Annotated in this window: 14 protein-coding genes; 13 read left to right on the top strand and 1 reads right to left on the bottom strand. The window is 41.4% G+C overall.

Going from position 1 to position 21,611, the window contains the following annotated elements:
• Positions 1–467: 467 nt before the first annotated feature.
• Positions 468–1,250 carry an NUDIX domain-containing protein gene (locus HMPREF9072_RS03005; RefSeq protein ID WP_009410470.1) on the bottom strand — a complete coding sequence of 261 codons (783 nt, stop codon included), beginning with the start codon at positions 1,248–1,250 and terminating at the stop codon, positions 468–470.
• A 397-nt stretch (positions 1,251–1,647) separates the two neighbouring features.
• Between HMPREF9072_RS03005 and HMPREF9072_RS03000 the strand changes: the two genes are divergently transcribed.
• From HMPREF9072_RS03000 to HMPREF9072_RS02940, 13 genes are all read left to right on the top strand, one after another.
• A complete protein-coding gene (locus tag HMPREF9072_RS03000; RefSeq protein WP_009410469.1) occupies positions 1,648–4,029 on the top strand; it encodes a hypothetical protein in 2,382 nt (793 codons plus the stop codon).
• Positions 4,030–4,058: 29 nt separating this feature from the next.
• Entirely contained in the window at positions 4,059–4,433 is a 375-nt protein-coding gene (locus HMPREF9072_RS02995) for a hypothetical protein (protein ID WP_009410468.1), read from the top strand.
• Positions 4,434–4,496: 63 nt separating this feature from the next.
• Positions 4,497–7,352, top strand: coding sequence for a glycosyl hydrolase (locus HMPREF9072_RS02990; protein ID WP_009410467.1), 2,856 nt, complete (start codon positions 4,497–4,499; stop codon positions 7,350–7,352).
• Between the two features lie 12 nt (positions 7,353–7,364).
• Positions 7,365–8,021 (top strand): porin family protein, encoded by a 657-nt coding sequence (locus HMPREF9072_RS02985; protein WP_009410466.1) that lies wholly within the window; start codon positions 7,365–7,367, stop codon positions 8,019–8,021.
• Positions 8,022–8,026: 5 nt separating this feature from the next.
• A complete protein-coding gene (locus HMPREF9072_RS02980; RefSeq protein WP_009410465.1) occupies positions 8,027–10,303 on the top strand; it encodes a glycoside hydrolase family 3 protein in 2,277 nt (758 codons plus the stop codon).
• A 3-nt stretch (positions 10,304–10,306) separates the two neighbouring features.
• Positions 10,307–11,779 carry an NAD(P)-dependent oxidoreductase gene (locus HMPREF9072_RS02975; protein ID WP_009410464.1) on the top strand — a complete coding sequence of 491 codons (1,473 nt, stop codon included), beginning with the start codon at positions 10,307–10,309 and terminating at the stop codon, positions 11,777–11,779.
• A gap of 15 nt (positions 11,780–11,794) precedes the next feature.
• On the top strand, positions 11,795–12,661 hold the full coding sequence (locus HMPREF9072_RS02970; RefSeq protein WP_009410463.1) for an alpha/beta hydrolase: 867 nt from the start codon (positions 11,795–11,797) through the stop codon (positions 12,659–12,661).
• Entirely contained in the window at positions 12,658–15,027 is a 2,370-nt protein-coding gene (locus tag HMPREF9072_RS02965; protein WP_009410462.1) for a family 78 glycoside hydrolase catalytic domain, read from the top strand. Before HMPREF9072_RS02970 ends, HMPREF9072_RS02965 begins: the two co-directional genes overlap by 4 nt.
• A 107-nt stretch (positions 15,028–15,134) precedes the next feature.
• Positions 15,135–16,469: a DUF1593 domain-containing protein gene (locus HMPREF9072_RS02960; protein ID WP_009410461.1), complete on the top strand. Its 1,335-nt coding sequence runs from the start codon at positions 15,135–15,137 to the stop codon at positions 16,467–16,469.
• 10 nt (positions 16,470–16,479) lie between these two features.
• Positions 16,480–17,505: an L-rhamnose/proton symporter RhaT gene (gene rhaT / locus HMPREF9072_RS02955; protein WP_009410460.1), complete on the top strand. Its 1,026-nt coding sequence runs from the start codon at positions 16,480–16,482 to the stop codon at positions 17,503–17,505.
• Between the two features lie 19 nt (positions 17,506–17,524).
• Positions 17,525–18,790 carry an L-rhamnose isomerase gene (locus HMPREF9072_RS02950; RefSeq protein ID WP_009410459.1) on the top strand — a complete coding sequence of 422 codons (1,266 nt, stop codon included), beginning with the start codon at positions 17,525–17,527 and terminating at the stop codon, positions 18,788–18,790.
• Positions 18,787–20,118 carry an FGGY-family carbohydrate kinase gene (locus HMPREF9072_RS02945; protein ID WP_009410458.1) on the top strand — a complete coding sequence of 444 codons (1,332 nt, stop codon included), beginning with the start codon at positions 18,787–18,789 and terminating at the stop codon, positions 20,116–20,118. The genes HMPREF9072_RS02950 and HMPREF9072_RS02945 overlap by 4 nt, the downstream gene beginning before the upstream one ends.
• On the top strand, positions 20,099–21,424 hold the full coding sequence (locus tag HMPREF9072_RS02940) for a class II aldolase/adducin family protein (protein WP_009410457.1): 1,326 nt from the start codon (positions 20,099–20,101) through the stop codon (positions 21,422–21,424). Before HMPREF9072_RS02945 ends, HMPREF9072_RS02940 begins: the two co-directional genes overlap by 20 nt.
• Positions 21,425–21,611: the final 187 nt, after the last annotated feature.

Genomic DNA, 21,611 nt, shown 5'->3' with positions numbered 1-21,611 from the left:
GCCTAAGGCCTATCACCTCTTCCCTTTTCTTTCGCCTCGAAACCCTCTTTTTAACATTTTTACCCGTGTTGTATTACGCTATTATTCAACTATTTATATACCCTTTCTATACCAATCGTCCAAGATTCGTATAAGCCTTCCTATAAGCTCTCTATAAGCTAACTCCACCCTCCTCACACCCTTTTTTCATCAAAAACCCTATTTCCCCTCTTTTGAATTTCTCCGTTTCCTTCCGCTCTCTCTAACCTATCCGATTTGTTCAACAAGTCTGACCTATCAAAAAACGATTTTTATCACTACTCATTTCCTAATTTTCTCATTTGCTAATTAATCTGCCCCCACATACCCAACCGTGAGCCCTCGCTGGCTTTGTGCGCGACTTTTAAAACAGCTTTGCTGTTTATTTGTTTGATTTTCTAAAGATTGTAAGATTTCTGTAGTGTAAGCTACACTTTTCTTACATCAATTTAAAACACTATAAACTCATCGCCTTTGGCTAAAGCATCGTATCGCGCTTGGTTAAAGCGATACAAAAAAGGCGAACGGTGTTTGCCTATATTTCTCTTCTCGTCTAATTTTTCTATCAGTCCTATATTAGTCATTTTCTTTACAAAATTCCGGTTATCTAACTTCTTTCCTAAAATTGTTTCGTACAGTGATTGCAGCTCTGGAATGGTAAACTTTTCAGGAAGCATCTCCTTTCCTATGGGGCTAACGTGTGAAAAGAAACGCAAGCTTAACAGCGCTTGGTCTATAATTTCTCGGTGGTCAAAAGCCATTTCAGGAAGGTTACTGATGTCCCACCATTGACATTCTTCTATATAAAAACTACCTGTAGGTTTCACTTGGTAATAGTCCACCAAGGTAAAGAACGCTACCGATATAAAGCTGTCTAATAGCCAATGGTCTTTCGTCACCTCTTGTCCGGTAATAGTCGATAAAAGTTCAGAAGTAAAGTGAGTGTTTTTGTTCCTATCCGGATTCCCAAAAGTAAAAAACTGATGTAAATGAAGTTTTTTTAAGTTTGTACGGTAACGCACTACTCTATGAGCTGCTTTTTCCAACGTCTCGTCTTTCTTTACATAACCTCCAGGTAACAACCATCTTTCTTGAGCAGCATTCTTGAATAAAAGCACTTTCAGTTCTCTTTCGTGGTAACCAAAGATTACGTTGTCTACGCTTATATTTCTATAAAAAATCTTATCGCCGTTGAGGATATCATTTAAGATAATGCGTTCTTTTCTGTCCATTACTTGTTTTTTTTAGGGCACAAAGGTATAAATAATTTGCTAATTAACTAATTAGCAAATTATCAATTAGCCAATAAGCGCTGTGTTATTTGGATAAGTTTTCATTTATTTCTATTAGAAAGCATATTTTTAACAATCTGTTATTTCATAAAAAACAAAAAGAAACCACACATTACGTATTTTTTACGTAAAATAATTATCTATATAAATAACTAATATACAATATATTAATATCTGTCTGTTACAGATATAACAAAATAAATACATTACGTATATTGTACGTAATAAATTATTTTATACCTTTGCACCGAAATAAAACAATAATAAATATAAACAAACAAAAAGGTATTTTATTTATAACACGAAAAATCTCATAACAAATTAATACATTACCGATATGAAAACGCTCATAACAAACTTCACTTCGCTTTGCCTTTTGGCTGTTACCTCAGCCTATGCGCAAGAGCCCGTCACTCAGCCTACGGATACTATAGTACCTGTGGTTACTATGGATACCGTGCCTCCCGCGCCTAAAGTAGATTCTTTACCTTCTACTTCTCCTATCACACCTAAAAAAGATATTTTAGGTAAAGATGTGAAAGAACGCGATACCGAAAACCGCAATGTAATGCTCAACGCCAGTAGTGCTACCTCTCCTCGTCAGTTGAACATTGGCTTGCCTTTTAACGGCGATATTCTTATCCTTGAGAACGACATTCCTGTAGTATACACCTTTTGGACACAAATACCTACCACCGCGTGGCGCTACGATAGCACCATAGGGCGCATCGGGATGATGTCTTTCCAAGATGGCGCTCTTACTTATGGTAAAGTGGGTTATATCGTTACCTCTTGGGACAGAGAACCTGGTCGCAAGTTGCAAGGTTATGCTTCTACTTATTTTACCAATTATGGTAGTAGCCATCTCGACGCTTCAGTAACAGCACCTATCGGCAAAAAAGGTTGGGGCTTTATGGCAGGCTTCAACGAAACTTTTGAACGTGGTAGTGGTGGTAATTATCAATTCACTCCTTTCCAAGACCGCTTCGAAATGTTTAAAATAGGAGTCTCTAAAAAGTACAGCAAAGGTTTTGTGCGTGCTTACTACAAACACGCAACCGATATACCTATGCTCGGTGCTTATAGCCCTTTTGTGTACGAAGGTAAAGGTAAAACTAAAGCTATAGACGGTTTTGATTTGGGTAAAGATGTGTATATACCTAATGATGGTCTGTTTCCATATAAAGACTACAACACAGGTGAAACTAAACTTGGCGACCTCAATTCTGATGAAGCCTCTAAAAACATCACCAATGCTATCTACCTCACTGGTGAACATCGTTTTAATAATGGTTGGAAACTCAACTACGCCAATATGTATATGAATTCCAAAGCTGCCTTTACTATTCTATACCCTTTGAGTATGTTTATTACCGACCCCGACCAACAAGCACAACAAGGTATGACTTTTAAATACGTAGGTACCAACAAAGAGTACAACGGTGCGGTACAACTAAACTCAGTGCAATACTACCCTCAGGTAGAAATCAACACTTGGATTACTCGTTTAGAGGCTACTAAAAAATTTGACAAACACAGTCTGAGATTAGGAACTACTTACCAATATTACCGTGCTCCTGAGATACAACACAATGGTTTGTTCTATCAAACGGTAGAAGCGAATCCTAAACGCTTAGATGCTTATGTAGGGGGAGGAATGGTTAATATTACCCCTCAATATGGTATTTTAGGAAACTCTTATGGAGGCTATAAAATAACAAGTGATAAAAAGTTAGCTTTCTATGCTTCTGATGATATCAAACTGAACGACCGTTTCGATATTGGTTTCGGCGCTCGCATTGAGAGATATTACGACTATAGTACTCGCGATCCTTATACAAATCAATATGTGCAAAACCGTGATCTTATAAAGAAGAAATTCAAGGACTGGAACAAAGTAGGCTATTTCAACTTTGTAGCCAAAGTATCTAACGAGTTTGGTTTCTTGGGTGATATTACTTATAACGATTGGGCTGCACGCTATTGGGATAATGCTAATAACGAAAAAGACACTAATGGCAAGGAAATATTTGCGACTCCTCATACTACTACCCAAAGCGTACTGAACTACGGTGGAGGGGTGTATTGGAATCACGGCGATCTCATCAGTTTGGTATCCAAAGTAACTCGTATCTATAAAAAGAACAATATTGCCTCTGAGTCTATCGTAAATCCAGCAAATCCCAGCGAACAAAAAACTTTCTACCCTTTGTTCTACGATATTGCTACCCTTGGTTGGACTACCGACATTATCTCTAAGCCGTTCAAGAATTTCAACTTGCACTTCCTGCTCACACTCCAAAAACCAGAGTATAAAGACTATGAGTACAGTGCCTATGGGATAAGCTATAGCTATAACGATAAAATCATTCCTGAGCTTTCAAAAACTCTTATAGAAATAGACCCCAGCTATTTTATGCTCAAAGGCGACCTCCGCTTGTGGCTCAGTTTCCGCTACTTTGGCAATCAGTACGGTAACCCTACCAATGCGATTTCTTACAACGGTTGGTGGGAAAGCTTTGGAGGGGTAGATTACAAGCTTAACCGCAACATCGACCTCAAATTCCAAGTAGTAAATATTTTGAACGAAACAGGTATCAAAGGTGCCCTTGTGGGTGCTAATCAAATTCTCGACGATACTAATTACATAGGTCGTAAAATTGTAGCAGGTGCTATTCGTCCACGTACTTACGAACTCACTCTTAATTTCAAATTCTAAAACAGTAACATTTTTAATATTTTATCATTATGAAAAACATTCAAAAACTTTTAATCGTAGCAGTCCTCTTCTTTGCAGGATTTGCAACTGTCCAAGCACAATCTGAAACCGAAAAATTCTTTATAGGCAAATGGAAACTGATGGTCTATGGACTTCCTAATGGCGATACCGAGATGGTTCTCAATATCACCAAAAATAGCGATGGTACTCTTGGTGGTACTATCGGTGGTGACGATGCCAATGCTAACAAACTCACTAAGGCTGAGATTGAAGGCAATACCTTCTATGCCAATTTCATCGGCAACGGTTATAACGTTCCTCTTTATATAGAGAAGAAAGGCGATAAAAAAGTAGAAGGCAGTATGAACGATATGTTTGATATCGAAGGTACTAAAATCAAGTAATCTTTTTTAAACCAAAGGAGGCGCAGGCAAGCGCCTCCTTTCTTACCTCTTATTTCTTAGCTTATGAAACGCTTATTTCCTTTAATACTCTTGGCAATCACCCCACTCAAGGCACAAACTCAAGCCGAGAAATACTGGTTGCCGTCGGTAACTTTCTCTGCTGAAAGCTTTGCTCATCCGGCACCTCAGTTTGCCCCTTTTACTCGTTGGTGGCTACCAGGGAACGATATCACTCCCGAAGAGCTAAAACGGGAAATCAATCTCTTTGCCGACAATCACTTTGGAGGGGTGGAAATCCAACCTTTCGCTTTGGTAATGCCCACGCGTGGCAAAGGTCGTGCCGACCGTATAATGAGCTACGACACTCCTGCTTATTACGAGAATATCAAGCAAATGCTCGCTGAAGCTCAAAAACGCAACCTTATCGTCGATTTCACTAATAGTAGCGGTTGGCCTCCTGGTGGGCCACATATCGCTAAAGAAGAAGGCAATCTTACCCTTGAATTTGGCATTGCTAATCTGGGTGCGCAACCTATTGCCCTGCCAAGAGCATCACATTCCGATGTCCCTACTGCTAAATTAGTAGCTGTATTGGCTGGTAAATTCCTAAATGATACTACTGCTACCGATAAAACCTTCCGTATAGACCCTAAAACGCTCATCAATATTACCGATAAAGTAAAAAACAACACTATACAATACAGCGCTCCCAAAGGGTGGAAAGCCATCGCCTTTTGGTCGGTGCCTACTCAGGAAACGCCTATGCTCATCGCCAAACGCGAAGCGGGCTACGTGTTCAATCATTTCGATTCACTACAAGTAAAGAAAAATTACGACTATCTCTTCGGTGAACGCACAGGCTTAGCCTCTTATTTTGGCAAACCCGTACGTGCGATTTTCAATGATAGTTACGAGTTCAAAGCCAACAGACATTTCTCTGATGATTTTATTCGCTTTTTCAAACAACAGCGCGGTTACGACCCTACCCCTTACCTACCTGCTAATATGTGGCGTGGTTATAACAATATGTACGAACGTATGGCACACCCTGCTAATGCTCCCTATTTTAGTTTAGGAGCTGACGATTGGCGCTTGCGTTACGACTACGACCTTACCCTTAGCGACTTATTGCAAAAACACTTTTTAAATAGCTCTAAACATTGGGCAAATGCTCGCAACCTCTTGCACCGCACTCAAACTTACGGATTTAATATGGATATAATGACAGCGGCAGGTGCAGCTTCTATCCCCGAAGTAGAAACTATGCTTTTCTCCAAAGGTTCTGAAAATGGTTACAAACTCATTACTTCAGGAGCACACCTGTACAATCGCCCTATCATCAGTTGTGAAGCAGCCGTTTATTTTAAACGCGCTTATATGACCACCCCTCACAAACTCAAGCTCACTTTCGATAAGCTCTTCAGTAGTGGAGTAAATCAAATTATCTATCACGGTACTCCCTATCGATATTTCCCTGAGGGCTACCCAAAAGAAGGGTGGTATCCGTTCTACAATTCAGCCTTAGGTATTGATTTTTCATCGAATATCAATGAAAACAATCCTTTCTGGAAATATATTAGCCAAATCAACCAATACGCACAGCGCGCTCAATACGTATTACGCTCTGGCAAACCTCACGCCGATGTGCTGATATACTATCCTTTCTTAAACTATAGCGAAGAAGTTGCGAATCCGCGCGAGGTAATGATAGCGGGTGAGTTGAAGGATACTGAGCCTCCACTTCCTGCTGAAAACAAAAATGTAGCCTATAGTCGTGCTGTTGATACTGAATGGTTAAAACAGATAATGCCTCTTATTGATGAACTCAACCAGCGTGGCATCACTTGGGATTGGATCAACGATGCTTCTTTACAAGAACTTTCATTGTTACACAACAAACGCCTCAGCATACGAGACAATGAGTACCAATCGCTCATATTGTTTCGGTTGCCATATATCCAACTCAAGAGTGCTGAAAACTTACAAAAGTTAGCTAAAAAAGGAGCAAATATATTGTTGATAGGCGATGTACCTACCCAACAACCTAACTATTTCAATTATCAGAAAAACGATATAAAAACCCAAAAAGCAATGCAGGCACTCGCTAAAACTATTGGCAGCCATCATATCAAAGAGCAAGCAGAAATGCTAAACAATTGGTATCCATCTATTCAGTTGCCTATTACGTATATGCAGCCCAACCTCGCCTTGCGTCAGCAACGCCGTAAGCTCTCAGAAGGTAGTTATACACAATTCATCTGGAACGAAAGCGACAGTTGGCAAGAGGTGCCTATTCAAACTGAAAAAGGGTTGGAATACGCTTATTGGCTCGATGCTACCGATGGCAGTATCCGTGTTGCCAATCTCGAAAAAGGTGCTTACCGCTATCAGTTGCCACCTTATAGCAGTATTTTCTTTATGGTCTCCAAGCAGACGACCGAGATGCCACTCAGCTCAAAAGTGCTTTACAATCCATCGGTTGCCAAAGCTATAGCTACTCCTGAAAAGTGGCATATACAAGCAGGAAGTATAAAAGTGGAAAACACCGCTCTTTTCGATTGGAAAACTCATCCACAGCTGAAGTACAACAGCGCTCCTGCTGTTTATACTACTGAGTTTGTAATCAACTCACTCAGTCCTTCCAAACACTATTTCCTCAGCTTAGGCAAAGTGTATTATGCTGCCGATATAGTAGTGAATGGCAAAAAAGTGAGCTCAGAAGTGTTTATGCCTTTTGTAACCGATATTACTCCTTATCTTCAACAAGGTAGCAATACTCTCGAAATTACTATCACAAATGCCGCTTACAACGATTTTGTAGGACAAGCTGAAAAAGGAGAAAGAGTATTCAAAAAGCTCAAAGGCAGTGATACTATGAGTGCTGGACTCATAGGCCCCGTACAAATAATAGAACAATAAAACCTTTATAAAATGAAAAAGATATTATTTTTAACACTTGCTCTATGTGGTTCTGTAACATTTTCGCAAGAAAGTCGCTTTTCTTTTGGAGTAAAAGCAGGAAGTAACATTTCCAATATAAACGATACAAGTCAAACAAAGTACAAAGTAGGCTTTGTAGGAGGTGTTTTTGCAAATTATAAAATACTCCCATCTCTTAGCTTGCAGCCCGAAGTACTATACTCTATGCTGGGCTATAAATCTAAGATTACAGGAGATTATGGAGGAGCGCCTGTAGTATATACTGATAATGTAAAAATGAATTATATCAGTATTCCCATAATGGTACAATATACCTACAGAGGTTTTTATGCCGAAGCAGGGCCTCAATTTGCTTTCAATGTAAAAAACTCACTTGATTACGAAGTTTCTCTTTCTTACTATGGAAATAATGTTACTCATAGCGACAAGCTAAAAGACATTGCAAAAGATTTTGACTTTGCCATAGGTGTAGGTTTAGGATACCATATTCCTGATACAAAATTCAGTATAGGAGCTCGTTATACCTTTAGTCTCACTCCCTTTTATACCAATAAAGGTACTACCAGTGGAGGGTATAACTTTACCGACCACGAAAGTGGGAAACCTAAAAACCGTGTTTATTCATTATCAATATCATATAAAATATAACAGCTATGAACAAGATAACAACCCTTACAGCAATCTTAGCCTTTTCGCTAAGTTTTGCACAACAAACCCCTCAACTCAACAAAAACAATATCAAAGAGGTGGTAAAAGCAATGACTCTCGATGAAAAAATACAATTCGTGAGTGGTATCGGTATGAGTATTTCGTTAGGAAGCGATGGTCCCGTTGCGGGTAGTATTGGAGGTAAAGTGATTGGGGCAGCAGGTGCTACACTCGCTATTCCTCGCTTGGGTATCCCTTCAGTAATAATGGCAGATGGGCCTGCAGGATTGCGTATAGAGCCTACGATCGTCAACGGTAAAAAAATCTATACGACTGCTTTTCCTGTAGGTAGTTTGATAGCAAGTACTTGGAATACCACACTCACCACTTCGGTAGGTAAAGCAATGGGCAACGAGGTAAAAGAAATGGGAGTAGATGTACTTCTCGCCCCCGGTATGAACCTCATTCGTAATCCACTCTGTGGTCGCAACTACGAATATTACTCTGAAGACCCTGTGCTGAGCGGTGAGATGGCTACTGCTGCGGTAAATGGTGTTCAAAGTCAAGGGGTAGGTGTATCTGTAAAACACTTTGTAGCTAATAATCAAGAGTCTAATCGCAATAGTGTGAGTGCTTTGGTAAGTCAGCGCGCTTTACGTGAACTCTATTTGCGCGGTTTTGAAATCGCTATCAAAAAGTCTAATCCTTGGACGGTAATGAGCTCCTATAACAAAATCAACGATACGTATGTTTCTGAAAATCCCGAGTTGCTTACCTTTATACTACGCGACGAATGGAATTTTAAAGGTATGGTTACTACCGATTGGTTTTCAGGGCGCAAATATGCTAACCAAGTGAAAGCGGGAAATGACCTACTAATGCCAGGGCGCAAACAAGAAGCTAAAAAAATAAAAGAAGCTCTTGACGAAGGCTCTCTCAAAGAAACAGAACTTGATCGCAATATCGAGCGTATCCTGCAACTCGTCGTTAAAACCCCTGTATTTGCTAACTATCGTTATAGTCAGCATCCCGACTTTATTGCCAATAGAGCCATCGCTCAACAAGCTGCTGAAGAAGGTATGGTTCTTTTGAAAAACAAGGCTGCTCTTCCGTTGTCAGCGGGCAAAATCGCTCTCTTGGGCAATGCTTCTTACGATACTTTCGTAGGGGGAACTGGTAGTGGTGAAGTACAATCAGCCTATACGATTTCTTTTTACGACGGACTTAAAAAAGCTGGTTTTTCGTTAGACGAAAACCTCAAAAAAGCTTACCTCAGTTACATCACCGAAGAAAAGAAAAAACGCCCTAAACGTATGAGTATCTTAGATGTTGTCAAACCTGTAGAAGAGTTTCCTATAAGCGAAGAACAACTTCAACAGATGTCACGCAATTGTGAGGCAGCTATCATCACTATTGGACGAAGTGCCGGTGAAGGCTCCGATCGCAGTGTCGAAACTGATTATGTTCTCAACGACAAAGAGCTTGCCCTTATTAAAGCTACCGCCAGCGCTTTCCACGCTCAAGGTAAAAAGCTTATCGTTGCCCTTAATATCGATGCTTTAGTAGAGGTTACTTCTTGGCAAGACCTCGCTGATGCGCTACTCATCACTTGGTTGCCTGGTCAAGAAGCGGGGAATGCTTTTGCTAATATTATCGCTGGCAAAACCAATCCTTCAGGTAAGTTGCCTCAAACGATGGCACTCTCTTATAACGATATCCCTTCGGCAACTGCTTTCCCTGGTACCCCAAAACGCAGTCCTTCCGAAAGTGTTTACAACGAAGGTATTTATGTAGGTTATCGCTATTTCAGTTCTTTTGGCAAACCTGTAGCCTATCCGTTTGGTTACGGACTTTCGTATACCCAATTTGAGATGAAAAAGCTCAAAGCGCCTACTAAATTCAGCAAAAAACTCAGTTTAAGTGTAGAAGTAACCAATGTAGGTGAAGTAGCAGGTAAAGAAGTAGTGCAAGTATACCTTTCAGCTCCTGCAAAATCTATGGATAAACCAGCCTTAGAGCTCAAAGCTTTTGCAAAAACTGAACTACTTAGCCCTAAACAATCACAAACACTCAGTTTTACCCTCTCCCCCGAAAGTCTTGCTTCTTTTGATACTGCACGCTCGGCTTGGGTAGTTGAAGCAGGTACTTACACTGTAAAAGTAGGCAATTCAGTCGAAAATATTTTGCAAACAGCAACTTTTACCGTACCTAAAGAAATCGTAGTAGAAAAAGTAGCTGATGTGCTCAAACCTAACAAAGCGTTCGATGAACTAAAGAGATAAAAAATGAAAACCGTATTTCTCACAGGTGCTACAGGCAATATGGGTAGAGAAGCAATGAAAGAACTCCTCAGCCGTAGCGACCGTTTTCAAATAAAAATATTAGTACTCCCTCACGAAAAGAACAAACCTTTAGTGCAAGAATGGGAGCAGAAACCCAATGTAACCATCGTTTATGGCGACCTCACCAATTACAATGATGTGCTCGAATGCGTTACAGGGGCAGACTATGTGTTGCACGTGGGCGGTATGGTTGCCCCTATGGCTGATTATCACCCAGCCCTTACCACCAAAGTGAATATTGGGGCAGCAAAAAACATCGTAAAAGCTATCCAGAGTCAGCCTAATAAAGATGCCATAAAACTCGTTTATATAGGCACAGTGGCTCAAACAGGCGATCGCAACCCTCCTATCCATTGGGGGCGTACTGGAGACCCTATCAAAATAAGTATTTATGACAACTATGCTCTTACTAAAACCATTGCCGAACGCGAGGTGATTGAATCTGGACTCAAATATTGGGTGTCGCTTCGCCAAACAGGGGTGCTCTACTTCGATTTGATGAAGAACACTAACGACCCTATTATGTTTCACGAACCTTTGAATGGCGTATTCGAGTGGGTAACTGCACGCGACTCAGGCAGAATGCTCGCCAATGCCTGCGAAGACAGCGTGCCTGAGGATTTTTGGTGTCGTATTTACAACATCGGGGGAGGTGAAAAATACCGCTCTATGAATTGGGAGTTTATGCAAATGACCAGCAGCTTGGTAGGCGTAAAGGACTTTCGCAAGATATGGGAACCTAATTGGTTTGCCACCCGCAATTTCCACGGACAGTGGTATCTCGATTCCGATGAACTCGAAAAATACCTGCATTTCCGTTCTGGGTCGTTAGAAGAATTTGTTGCCGAAATGAAAGAGCACGCACCTAAAGCCGCTAAATTAGCAAAATATATCCCGTCGTGGGTAATTAAAAACCTCGTATTTAAACCCGTTGCCAATAAGCCTTTTGGCACTTTGTATTGGTTCAAACACCATCGCGAAAACCGCATCACTGCTTTCTTTGGCTCTAAAGAACAATGGGAACAAATCCCCTCTTGGGAACACTTTACTTTTGAGCAGGCGTCTAAAGAACCTAAAAAGTTAGATCACGGCTACGACGAGAGCAAACCTAAAAGCGAATTAGACCTCAGCGATATGCAACAAGCAGCAGCCTTTCGCGGAGGTAAATGCCTTTCTACCGAAATGCAAAAAGGAGACCTCAAAACAAAATTGGAATGGGAATGTGCCTGCGGTCATCACTTTCAGGCGAGCCCTACACTTGTTTTGCTCGGCGGACATTGGTGCCCTGAGTGCCTCCCTATGCCTTGGAATTACGACGAGGAAGCCAAACGCAATCCTTTCTTTGCACAAGTTTGGACTCCCCTCCACAATCCCGATGAACACAACGTATACGAGGCTTCTATTTTAGATGAATAACAAAAACAAAGTATTATGGCAAGGTGTTTTTTTCTATCACTTGTACTGCTGTTAGCTTTTTCAGTGAACTTGCAAGCTCAAAAAGCAAATTCGCTAATCTTCAATTTAAAAACGGGGAAAATATTTCAGCCTGAAGCGCCTAAAGAATTTGAAGTCAATAAGGAATATACTCCTTATTTCGAAGTGTTCCTACCTGAGAAAACCAAAGCTAATGGCAGAGGGTTGTTTATCTTCCCTGGGGGTGGTTATGGAATGGTAGCGTATGGGCACGAAGGTACGCGCTGGGCTCCTTTTTTTAACGAACAAGGAATAGCCGTTTTTGTACTGAAATACAGTCTGCCCAAAGGAGATAGAAACCGTACTTTTAGTGATGTAAGTTCGGCTATGAACATAGTAAAGGCAAACGCTACTAATTGGGGGCTTAACCTCTCTCAAATAGGGGTAATGGGTTTTTCGGCAGGAGGTCATTTAGCTGCTACAGTAGCTACTCATTTTACCGATCCTATTAAGCCTGCTTTCCAAATTCTATTCTATCCTGTTATCACTATGGAAGCAGCCTATACTCACGCAGGGTCTCGAGAAAACTTGCTTGGCGAAACCCCTTCTCAAGCACTTGTAGACGAGTATTCTAACGAAAAACAAGTTTCGGCTACCACACCGCCTGCTATTATCATCGCTGCTGCCGACGATCAAGTGGTGCCTATTGAAAATAGTCTAAACTATTTCAAAAGTCTCAATGAAAAGAAGATTCCTGTGTCGCTTCATATTTATCCCATAGGTAATCACGGTTGGGGATATAGCAAACAGTATAAATACCACGAGGCGATTCTAAAAGAACTTTCCCTTTGGTTACAAACAACCCTTAAATACAAACAACAATGAAAAACCTATTCCTTCTTTTTGCTTTTCTCAGTCTTTCGGCAGTAGCTCAAACAGTAAACCCTGAGTTGCTCACTAAAAACTGGCGCGCTTTCTGGGTGTATGTACCTAATACTGACCCTAATGACTATGGCGTATATCACTTCCGCAAAGTGCTCTCGCTCGAGGCTAAACCTGCTACTTATGTAGTTCACGTCTCTGCCGACAACCGCTACAAATTGTTTGTAAACGGTCAGTTAGTCTCTTTAGGTCCCGCTCGTGGCGACCTCTACCATTGGCATTACGAAACAGTAGATATTGCCCCTTACCTACAACAAGGCAACAATGTGGTAATGGCTACCGTGTGGAATGATGGCAAGCACAAACCTTTGGCGCAAATCAGCTCACGGACAGCTTTTATACTGCAAGGTGATAGCAAAGCTGAAAGTGCTTTGAATACAAATGCTTCTTGGAAGTGTGTGCATGATACTGCTTATGCGCTTGTAAAACCCAACGCTATAGGCTTTTTTGTAGCTCCTTATGGCGAGTTTATTGATATGAACAAAGCTGTGCTCAATAGCGAAAGCCCTGAGTACAACGATAGCCATTGGAAAAAAGCTGCTACCATAGGCACAGGGCTACCTAAAGGAGTCAATACGATGGGCGCTAACGACTGGATGCTCGTTCCTTCTGCCATTCCTCAAATGGAACGCACTCCTCAATACGGACTCAAAGTCAGAAAAACTGAAGGGCTCACTCTCCCTAAAAAAATGCCTGTTGGCAAACTCAACTTTACCGTCCCTGCAAACACAAAAGCTACTATACTTTTAGACCAAACTTTCAATACCAATGCCTACCCCGTATTGCAATATAGCGGTGGCAAAAATGCGACTATCGCGCTCAAATATGCCGAAGCTCTTTACGATAACAATTACGATAAAGGCAACCGTGATGAAATAGAAGGCAAAAAGCTACAAGGGGTTACCGACAGCCTGATTGCCAATGGAAAAAAGCAACAAATTTTCACCCCCTTATATTGGAAAACCTTCCGCTATCTACAACTCTCGGTAGAAACGGGTAGTGAACCTATTACTATCGAACAACTCTACAGTCTCGCAACGGGCTATCCTTTCCAAAGAGCAACTACTTTCTCTTCCGATGATCCACAGCTCACTCAAATACTAAATATCGGTTGGCGCACTGCTCGTATGTGTGTGATGGAAACTTATATGGATTGCCCTTACTATGAACAATTACAATACATAGGCGACACCCGTATACAAGCGATGATTACCTACTACAACACTACCGACGATCGCCTTGCACGCCAAGCTATCAACGCAATTAGCGATTCTCGTTTGGCAGAAGGTGTTACCCAAGGGCGCTATCCTGCATCGGGCGATAATATCATTTCTACTTTTTCACTGATGTGGATAGGAATGTTGCACGACTATTACCTCTATCGCCCAGATAGTAATTTTATAAAACAGCACCTGCCTGCAATGCGCCAAATTCTCTCTTTTTACGAAAGTTATACCCAACCCGATGGCACCCTCAAGAACGCCCCCTATTGGAAGTTTGTAGATTGGCCTGAGAATGCCAAAGGCTGGAAAATGGGTGAACCTCCTCTCAATCCCGATGGCGGTAGTGCCGTGTTAGACCTCCAACTGCTATGGGCATACCAATGGGCAAATGAGTTAGAAATGGCGCTTGGCAATAGGGGTTTACAACAGATGTACCAACAGAAAGCTACTCAATTGGCTCAGAGTATTCGCGACAAATATTGGGATAACACTCAACAACTTTTCGCCGATACCCCTGCCAAAAAGAACTACTCTCAACACGCTAACACTTTGGCGATTCTCACAGGTCTTGTAGAGGGACAAGCCGCTCAAGACCTTTTCAAGCGAATGATGAACTTCTCTAATATCACACGAGCTTCTATCTATTTTCGTTACTATGTGAATCAGGCACTTGCCAAAGTAGGTTTAACCGATGAATACCTACAACAATTGGACGTATGGCGCGATTATCTCAAACTTGATATGACTACTTGGGGTGAAGATTCTAATATCAAAGCCACCCGCTCCGATTGCCACGCTTGGGGAGCTAGCCCCAATATAGAATTCTATCGTATGCTATTAGGTATAGATACAGCTGCCAAAGGTTTTGCCGAAGTGAAAATAGCGCCTCATTTAGGTACTCTTAAAGAAGTGTCTGGCTCTATGCCACATCCTTACGGCACCATCAAAGTAAGTTATAAATTGGATAAAAAGGGAAGGCTCAATGCTAATATCACCCTACCCGAAAAGCTCAAAGGTACTTTTGTATGGAAAAACACAACAAAAGAACTCAAAGCGGGGAATAATACTTTTACAGAATTAAAATAACCTTTTTTACTATGAAACATCTATTTTTTACAATTGTTGTACTATTGTTTTGTATTCCGTCTAACGCACAGCGATTAACCCCTTTGTCAAAAAACCGATTGTTTGTAATGACAGATATAGGAAACGAACCCGATGATTCACAAACAATGGTAAGACTAATGCTCTATAGCAATGTAATAGATATTGAAGGCTTAGTTGCTTCTACAAGTATCCACAAAAAAAGCCCTCCTGAAGTGTCGATGATACGGCAAATTATGAAAGCTTATGGAGAGGCAAGACCTCATTTGTTGAAACACGAAAAAGGATTTCCTACCGAAAAACAATTGCTAAACCTTGTAAAAGCAGGGCAGCAAGAGTATGGAATGAAAGGAGTACAAGAGGGTAAAAACTCCGAAGGCTCCGATTTGCTTGTAAAAGCAATACTAAAAGAAGATAGCCGTCCTTTGTGGATTTCTGTTTGGGGTGGATTGAATACTTTGGCTCAAGCTCTCTTGCAATTGCAACAGTCAAAAAGTAAAAATGAAATGGATAAACTTATTAAAAAACTTAGAGTTTATACTATTTCCGACCAAGATGATGCTGGATTTTGGATACGCGAGAATTTCCCCGATTTGTTCTATATTGTAAGCCCTAATAGCTATCAATCTTCTACTTGGATAGGAATGGCTCAACCCTTTAAAGGCGCTAACAACGAGGTGATAAGCAATAGTTGGATCGAAAAAAATATCCAACAAGGAAAAGGTAGCTTAGGTAGAATGTATCCTGATGTAAGCTTCGGAATGGAAGGCGACACCCCTTCTTGGTTAGGATTGATACCCAATGGACTAAATAATATGGAACATCCCGACTGGGGCGGTTGGGGAGGTCGTTATCAATACTATCAACCCGAGTTTGACCCTAATGAAAGATGGCTCTTCGAGTTAAAACCTGAATCTCATCCCATCTGGACTAACACCGATGATACTTACACCCCCTTAGTTAAAGCACAATGGGGAAAAACAATAGTGCCTGATAGTATCAAACCTATTGTAAGCAACCAAGTAACTATATGGAGGTGGAGAGAAGATTTTCAAAATGATTTCGCTGCAAGAATGGATTGGTGTGTAAAAAACTATAAAGAGGCTAACCACCCACCTATTGTTAAACTATCACACCCCGAAACATTAACTGTAAAATCAGGAGAACATTTTGAATTAGACGCTCGATTAACTGAAGATCCCGACGGTGATGCCCTCTCCTTCTATTGGATGCAATATCCAGAAGTAAGCTCTTATAAAAGAAAAATCGTTAGAGAACCCTGCAATGTGTCTTGGTTATTCGATATGAAAGCCCCTAAAGTAACTAAACCCGAAACAGTACATATTATCCTAAAAGTAACCGACAAAGGAAGCCCTCAACTCACTCGATATAAAAGAGTAATTATAAATATATTACCAAAATAAAAACCATATTATGAATACAACCCTCAGTATCCTCCTAATGGCAATAGGCAGTATTTGTGCCGCCAGTTTTTATGTGCCTATCAAGAAAATCAAAAATTGGTCGTGGGAATCCTATTGGCTTGTACAAGGTGTCTTCTCGTGGCTTGTAGTACCCGTACTCTTTGCCTATCTCACTACTCCGAAAGGTCTTTTTAGTGAAATCTTTGCCACTATCCCCTTAAAAGTGTTACTTCAATCTGTAGGTTATGGAATGCTTTGGGGTATCGGTGGACTCACCTTTGCACTGAGTATGCGTTATCTTGGGGTCGCTTTAGGGCAATCTATCTCTTTAGGACTCTGTGCAGCGGTAGGTACGCTCATTCCTCCTATAATAGCAGGTGAGAACCTCTTAGCGAGCCGTTCGGGTATATTGATGCTGGCAGGGGTAGTAATTTCTTTGGTAGGTATTGCTGTGATAGGTTATGCTGGGCATCTCAAAACCAAAGAGATGACCCCTGAACAACGCCGTAAAGCCGTAGCTGAGTTCGCCCTCAAAAAAGGAATCTTCATTGCTGTAATAGCAGGGGTGATGAGCGCTTGTTTCAACTTTGGACTTTCGGCTGGTAAACCTATACAGCAACTCGCTCTTGCACAAGGAAGCAATCCGTTGTTTGCCAAAAATCCTGTGATAATGTTCGTTACCTTTGGAGGCTTCCTTACCAATATGCTGTATTGTCTTTTCCTAAATATAAAAAACAAAACAGGTAAAGACTATCTTTCAGTGTCTGCTACTACCCTGTGTAACAATCTCTTTTTTGCTGCTCTTGGCGGAACACTTTGGTACTTGCAATTCTTCTTTATGGGGATGGGAGAGAGCAAACTCCCTGCCGAGATGGTAGCTTTCAGTTGGAGTATCTTGATGGCTATGAATATTGCTTTCAGCAATATATGGGGTATTTTTCTCAATGAATGGAAAGGAGTGCGTATGGGTACGATTACTGTGTTGGTTGTGGGAATTATCATCCTGATTCTTTCAACTTTTGTAATTAAATTCTAATATTAAAAATAAAAGAAATATGAAAACTGAAAACATTAAAAAAGCGTATGAACTCGCTAAAGAAATGTATGCAGCTATAGGAGTAGATACCGATGCTGCCCTCAAAGCAATGAAACAAGTGAACATCAGTTTGCACTGCTGGCAAGCCGACGATGTAGTAGGTTTTGAATCATCACAACAAGCCCTTAGCGGGGGCATTCAAGCTACAGGTAACTATCCCGGTAAAGCGACTACTATTGCTCAATTGCGCCGAGATATAGAGGAAGTATTGCGATTGCTCCCTGGTAAACAACGCCTGAACCTCCACGCTATCTACGGCGATTTCCAAGGAGTTACTGTCGATAGAGACCAGATAGAGCTCAAACACTTCCAGAGCTGGATCGACTGGGCTAAACAGTTAGGTATTGGTATCGATTTCAACCCTACTTGTTTTTCTCACCCTAAAGCGGCTACAGGTTTTACTCTTTCGAGTAAAGAAGAATCTGTTCGTCAATTTTGGGTAGAACACGTGAAAAGAAGTCGCCGTATCGCTGCCGAAATAGGCAAACAGCTCGGTACGCCTTGTGTAAACAATATTTGGATTCCCGATGGTTCTAAAGATATGCCTATTGATAGGAATGCGCATCGCGCCCTCCTTAAACAATCGTTAGACGAAATCTTTGCCGAAGAATTTCCTAAAACACACCTTTTAGACGCTGTAGAAAGCAAACTCTTTGGGATAGGGGTAGAGGCAATGACTGTAGGTTCTAATGAATTCTATTTGGCGTATGCCGTAAAAAATAATAAGATGGTGTGTTTAGACAACGGACACTTCCATCCTACAGAACAAGTAGGCGACAAGATTTCGGCTGTATTGCAGTTTGTTGATGAAATTCTCTTGCACGTTACTCGCCCTGTGCGTTGGGATAGTGACCACGTGGTTACTTTTAACGATGAAATTCAGCTCATCGCTCAAGAAATTGTACGCAATCACTATCTTAGTCGCGTGCATATTGGTTTAGATTATTTCGATGCCAGCATCAATCGTATAGGTGCTTACGTTACGGGCGTGAGAGCTGCCCAATTAGCATTCCTCTTCGCTCTGCTTGAACCTACCGAAAAGCTCAAGGCTTTAGAAGAAAAACAGCAGTATTTCGAGCGCCTTGCGTTTCTCGAACTTCTAAAAACTAAACCTTTTGGAGCGGTATACGACTATTGGTGTATGTTAAATAACGTACCTGTAGCCGAAGATTATATCACTGCCATTCAGCAATACGAGAACACCGAACTAAAGAAAAGATTATGACCGATGTAATCGCTATATTCGATATTGGTAAAACCAATAAAAAAATGTTGCTCTTCAGTGAAAACCTCTCTCTTGTAGCACAACAAGAGAAGGTTTTTCCTGAAATTACTGATGACGACGGCTTTCCTTGTGATGATATCGATGCAATGACCTCTTGGATTTATAACTCACTCAATAGGGTAGTTAAAGAGGGTGAATACCGCATCAAAGCGCTTAATTTCACTACTTATGGTGCTACTTTGGTGTATTTAGATGAAAATGGAAAACGACTTACCCCTTTGTACAACTACCTCAAAGAGATGCCTAAAGAAGTATTAAACAACTTTTACGAGCGTTACGGAGGAATAGACGAATTTAGCCGTCAAACCGCTTCTCCTGCCTTAGGAATGCTCAATGCCGGCTTACAAGTCTTGTGGCTCAAGCGACAAAAGCCAGAAGTATTTGCTTGTGTAAAGCATATTCTGCACTTTCCTCAATACCTCAGTTATCTCTTTACAGGCAAAATCACCTCCGAGTACACTTCCATAGGTTGCCATACAGCTATGTGGGATTTTGACCACCAGCAGTACCACCCTTGGCTCGCCGATGAACAACTCACTCTCCCTACGCCTGAAAGCAATTTGAACTTGCAGTCCGTTGTAATAAATGGCGAGAAGGTACAAGTAGGCAGTGGCTTGCACGACAGTTCTGCCTCGCTGATTCCTTACTTAGAAATTTCTAAAAGTAAGTTTATACTGATTTCTACTGGTACCTGGAGCATCCTTATGAATCCTTTTAATCACGAACCTCTCACCGAAAACCAACTGAAGAACGATGCGCTGTGTTTCCTTTCGGTAAAACAAAAGCCTGTAAAATCGTCACGTTTGTTTATGGGGCATATCCACCAAGTAGAAGCTGAACGCTTAGCCACACAATACCAATTGCCTGCTAATAGTTACAAAACGGTACAAGCCGATGAAACTATATTTAGAGATTGCCTTAGCCAGAAGAAGCCAAGCAACTTCAATGAAGCCTATCACGCTTTAATGCTCAATTTGCTGAAATGTTCGGTAGAGAAAATGCAACTCATCAGCGAGAATAGTAATTTTGAGTGTATATACATTACAGGAGGCTTTGCACGCAATCCTTTGTACACACGTTTGCTGGCAACTTATTTCAGCGATAAGCAAGTGTACGTTTCACAAATAGACAACGCTACTGCCTTTGGAGGGGCTTTGCTCACCTCAGCAGCAATGGGCAACGTAATTCCTCCTATCAACTTAGGACTCAAACAAATCACTCCTTTTCACCTTTTAAACCTTTACGACAATGAATCACAAAACTCTTGATAGCCAAATGCTACACCCCAAAGAACAAATAGTTATTGCAATGACCCGCATCTATGAACGCGGGCTCACTACCCTCTCTGGCGGAAATATCTCGGTAATAGATGAAGCTGGCGACTTGTGGATTTCCCCTTCGGGCATCGACAAAGGCAACCTCACCCCCGATGATATTATGTGTGTGAAAAAGAATGGAGAGATAGTGGGTAAACACAAACCCTCATCAGAATACCCTTTCCACCGCGCAATTTATCAAATGCGACCCGACCTCAAAGCGCTTATCCACGCTCACCCCCCCGCTTTAGTATCGTATAGCATTATTCGCCAAAAACCTGAGGCTAATCTCACCTTGCAAGCAAAAAGAACTTGTGGTGAGATAGGTTATGCACCTTATGAGCTTCCTGGTAGTGAGGCATTGGGAGCTGTCAATGCCCAGCAGTTTAGCAACCCCAAAGTGAAAGCTATCATAATGGAAAACCACGGAACTGTACTTGGCGGCAGTGATATAGTAGATGCCTACGCGCGATTTGAAACCTTTGAATTTTGTGCGGCTATGGGGCTTTATAGTAGCTTGATAGGCAAAGCACAACCCCTTACCGATGAGCAGATAGACGGTTATTATAACCAATTGCCTACTGCAATGCCTACTTATCCCACTATGTCTTATACTTCTGTAGAAAAAGCTTTGCGCAGCGAGATTTGTAAGCTTATCTACCGCGGTTGCAACCACAACCTGATGTTCAGTAGTGCAGGCACAATTTCAGCGCGTACCGAGGGGAACGATTTTCTGATTACTCCTGCGCAAACCTCACATTGGGAACTTACTCCTGCTCAATTGGTGCAGATAAAAGAAGGCAAAGCCGAAGCTGGCAAAACCCCCAGTGAGTACACTTGGTTACATCAAAAAATATACAACGAAAACCCCGATGTGAATGCTATCATTTGCTCACAACCGCCCTATTTGATGTCCTTTGGCATTACCGATGAGTATTTCAATGTGAGAACCATCCCCGAAAGCTGGATTTTCTTACAAGATGTACACAATGTACCTGTAAGTTCTTTATGGCAAGAAAATGAGGGGGAAGACATAAGAGCGTTTATCAAAAAAGGAAGTACTGCCGTAATAGTGCGCAATGCCACTGCTGTAGTAGTAGGTGCTTCACTAATGAAAGCCTTCGACTATTTGGAAGTAGCCGAATGCAGCGCGAAATCTATCGTACAAGGGATAAGTATGGGCAAAATGGTAGCCATCAACGATGCCCAAGTAGCAGAACTGCGCGAGTATTTTAAGGCTGTGATGAGAATCTGCTAAATAAATTAACAAATATATGCATTCTAAATTTAGCCAAAGTTTCTATTTGTCCGAGAGGTTCACCTTGCCTATTGTGCTACGCCCCCCTTGAAGGTAGCCAACGAGAGCTCGCAACTGGGTATGTGCACTAGCAGGAGGTTTGCCTCCTTTTCTAGCTTGTCCCCCTTCGGGGGTTCGGGGGCTTACC

This window comes from Capnocytophaga sp. oral taxon 324 str. F0483, from assembly GCF_000318315.2.
Taxonomy (GTDB): domain Bacteria; phylum Bacteroidota; class Bacteroidia; order Flavobacteriales; family Flavobacteriaceae; genus Capnocytophaga; species Capnocytophaga ochracea.
This window is presented reverse-complemented; position numbering and strand designations above follow the sequence as displayed.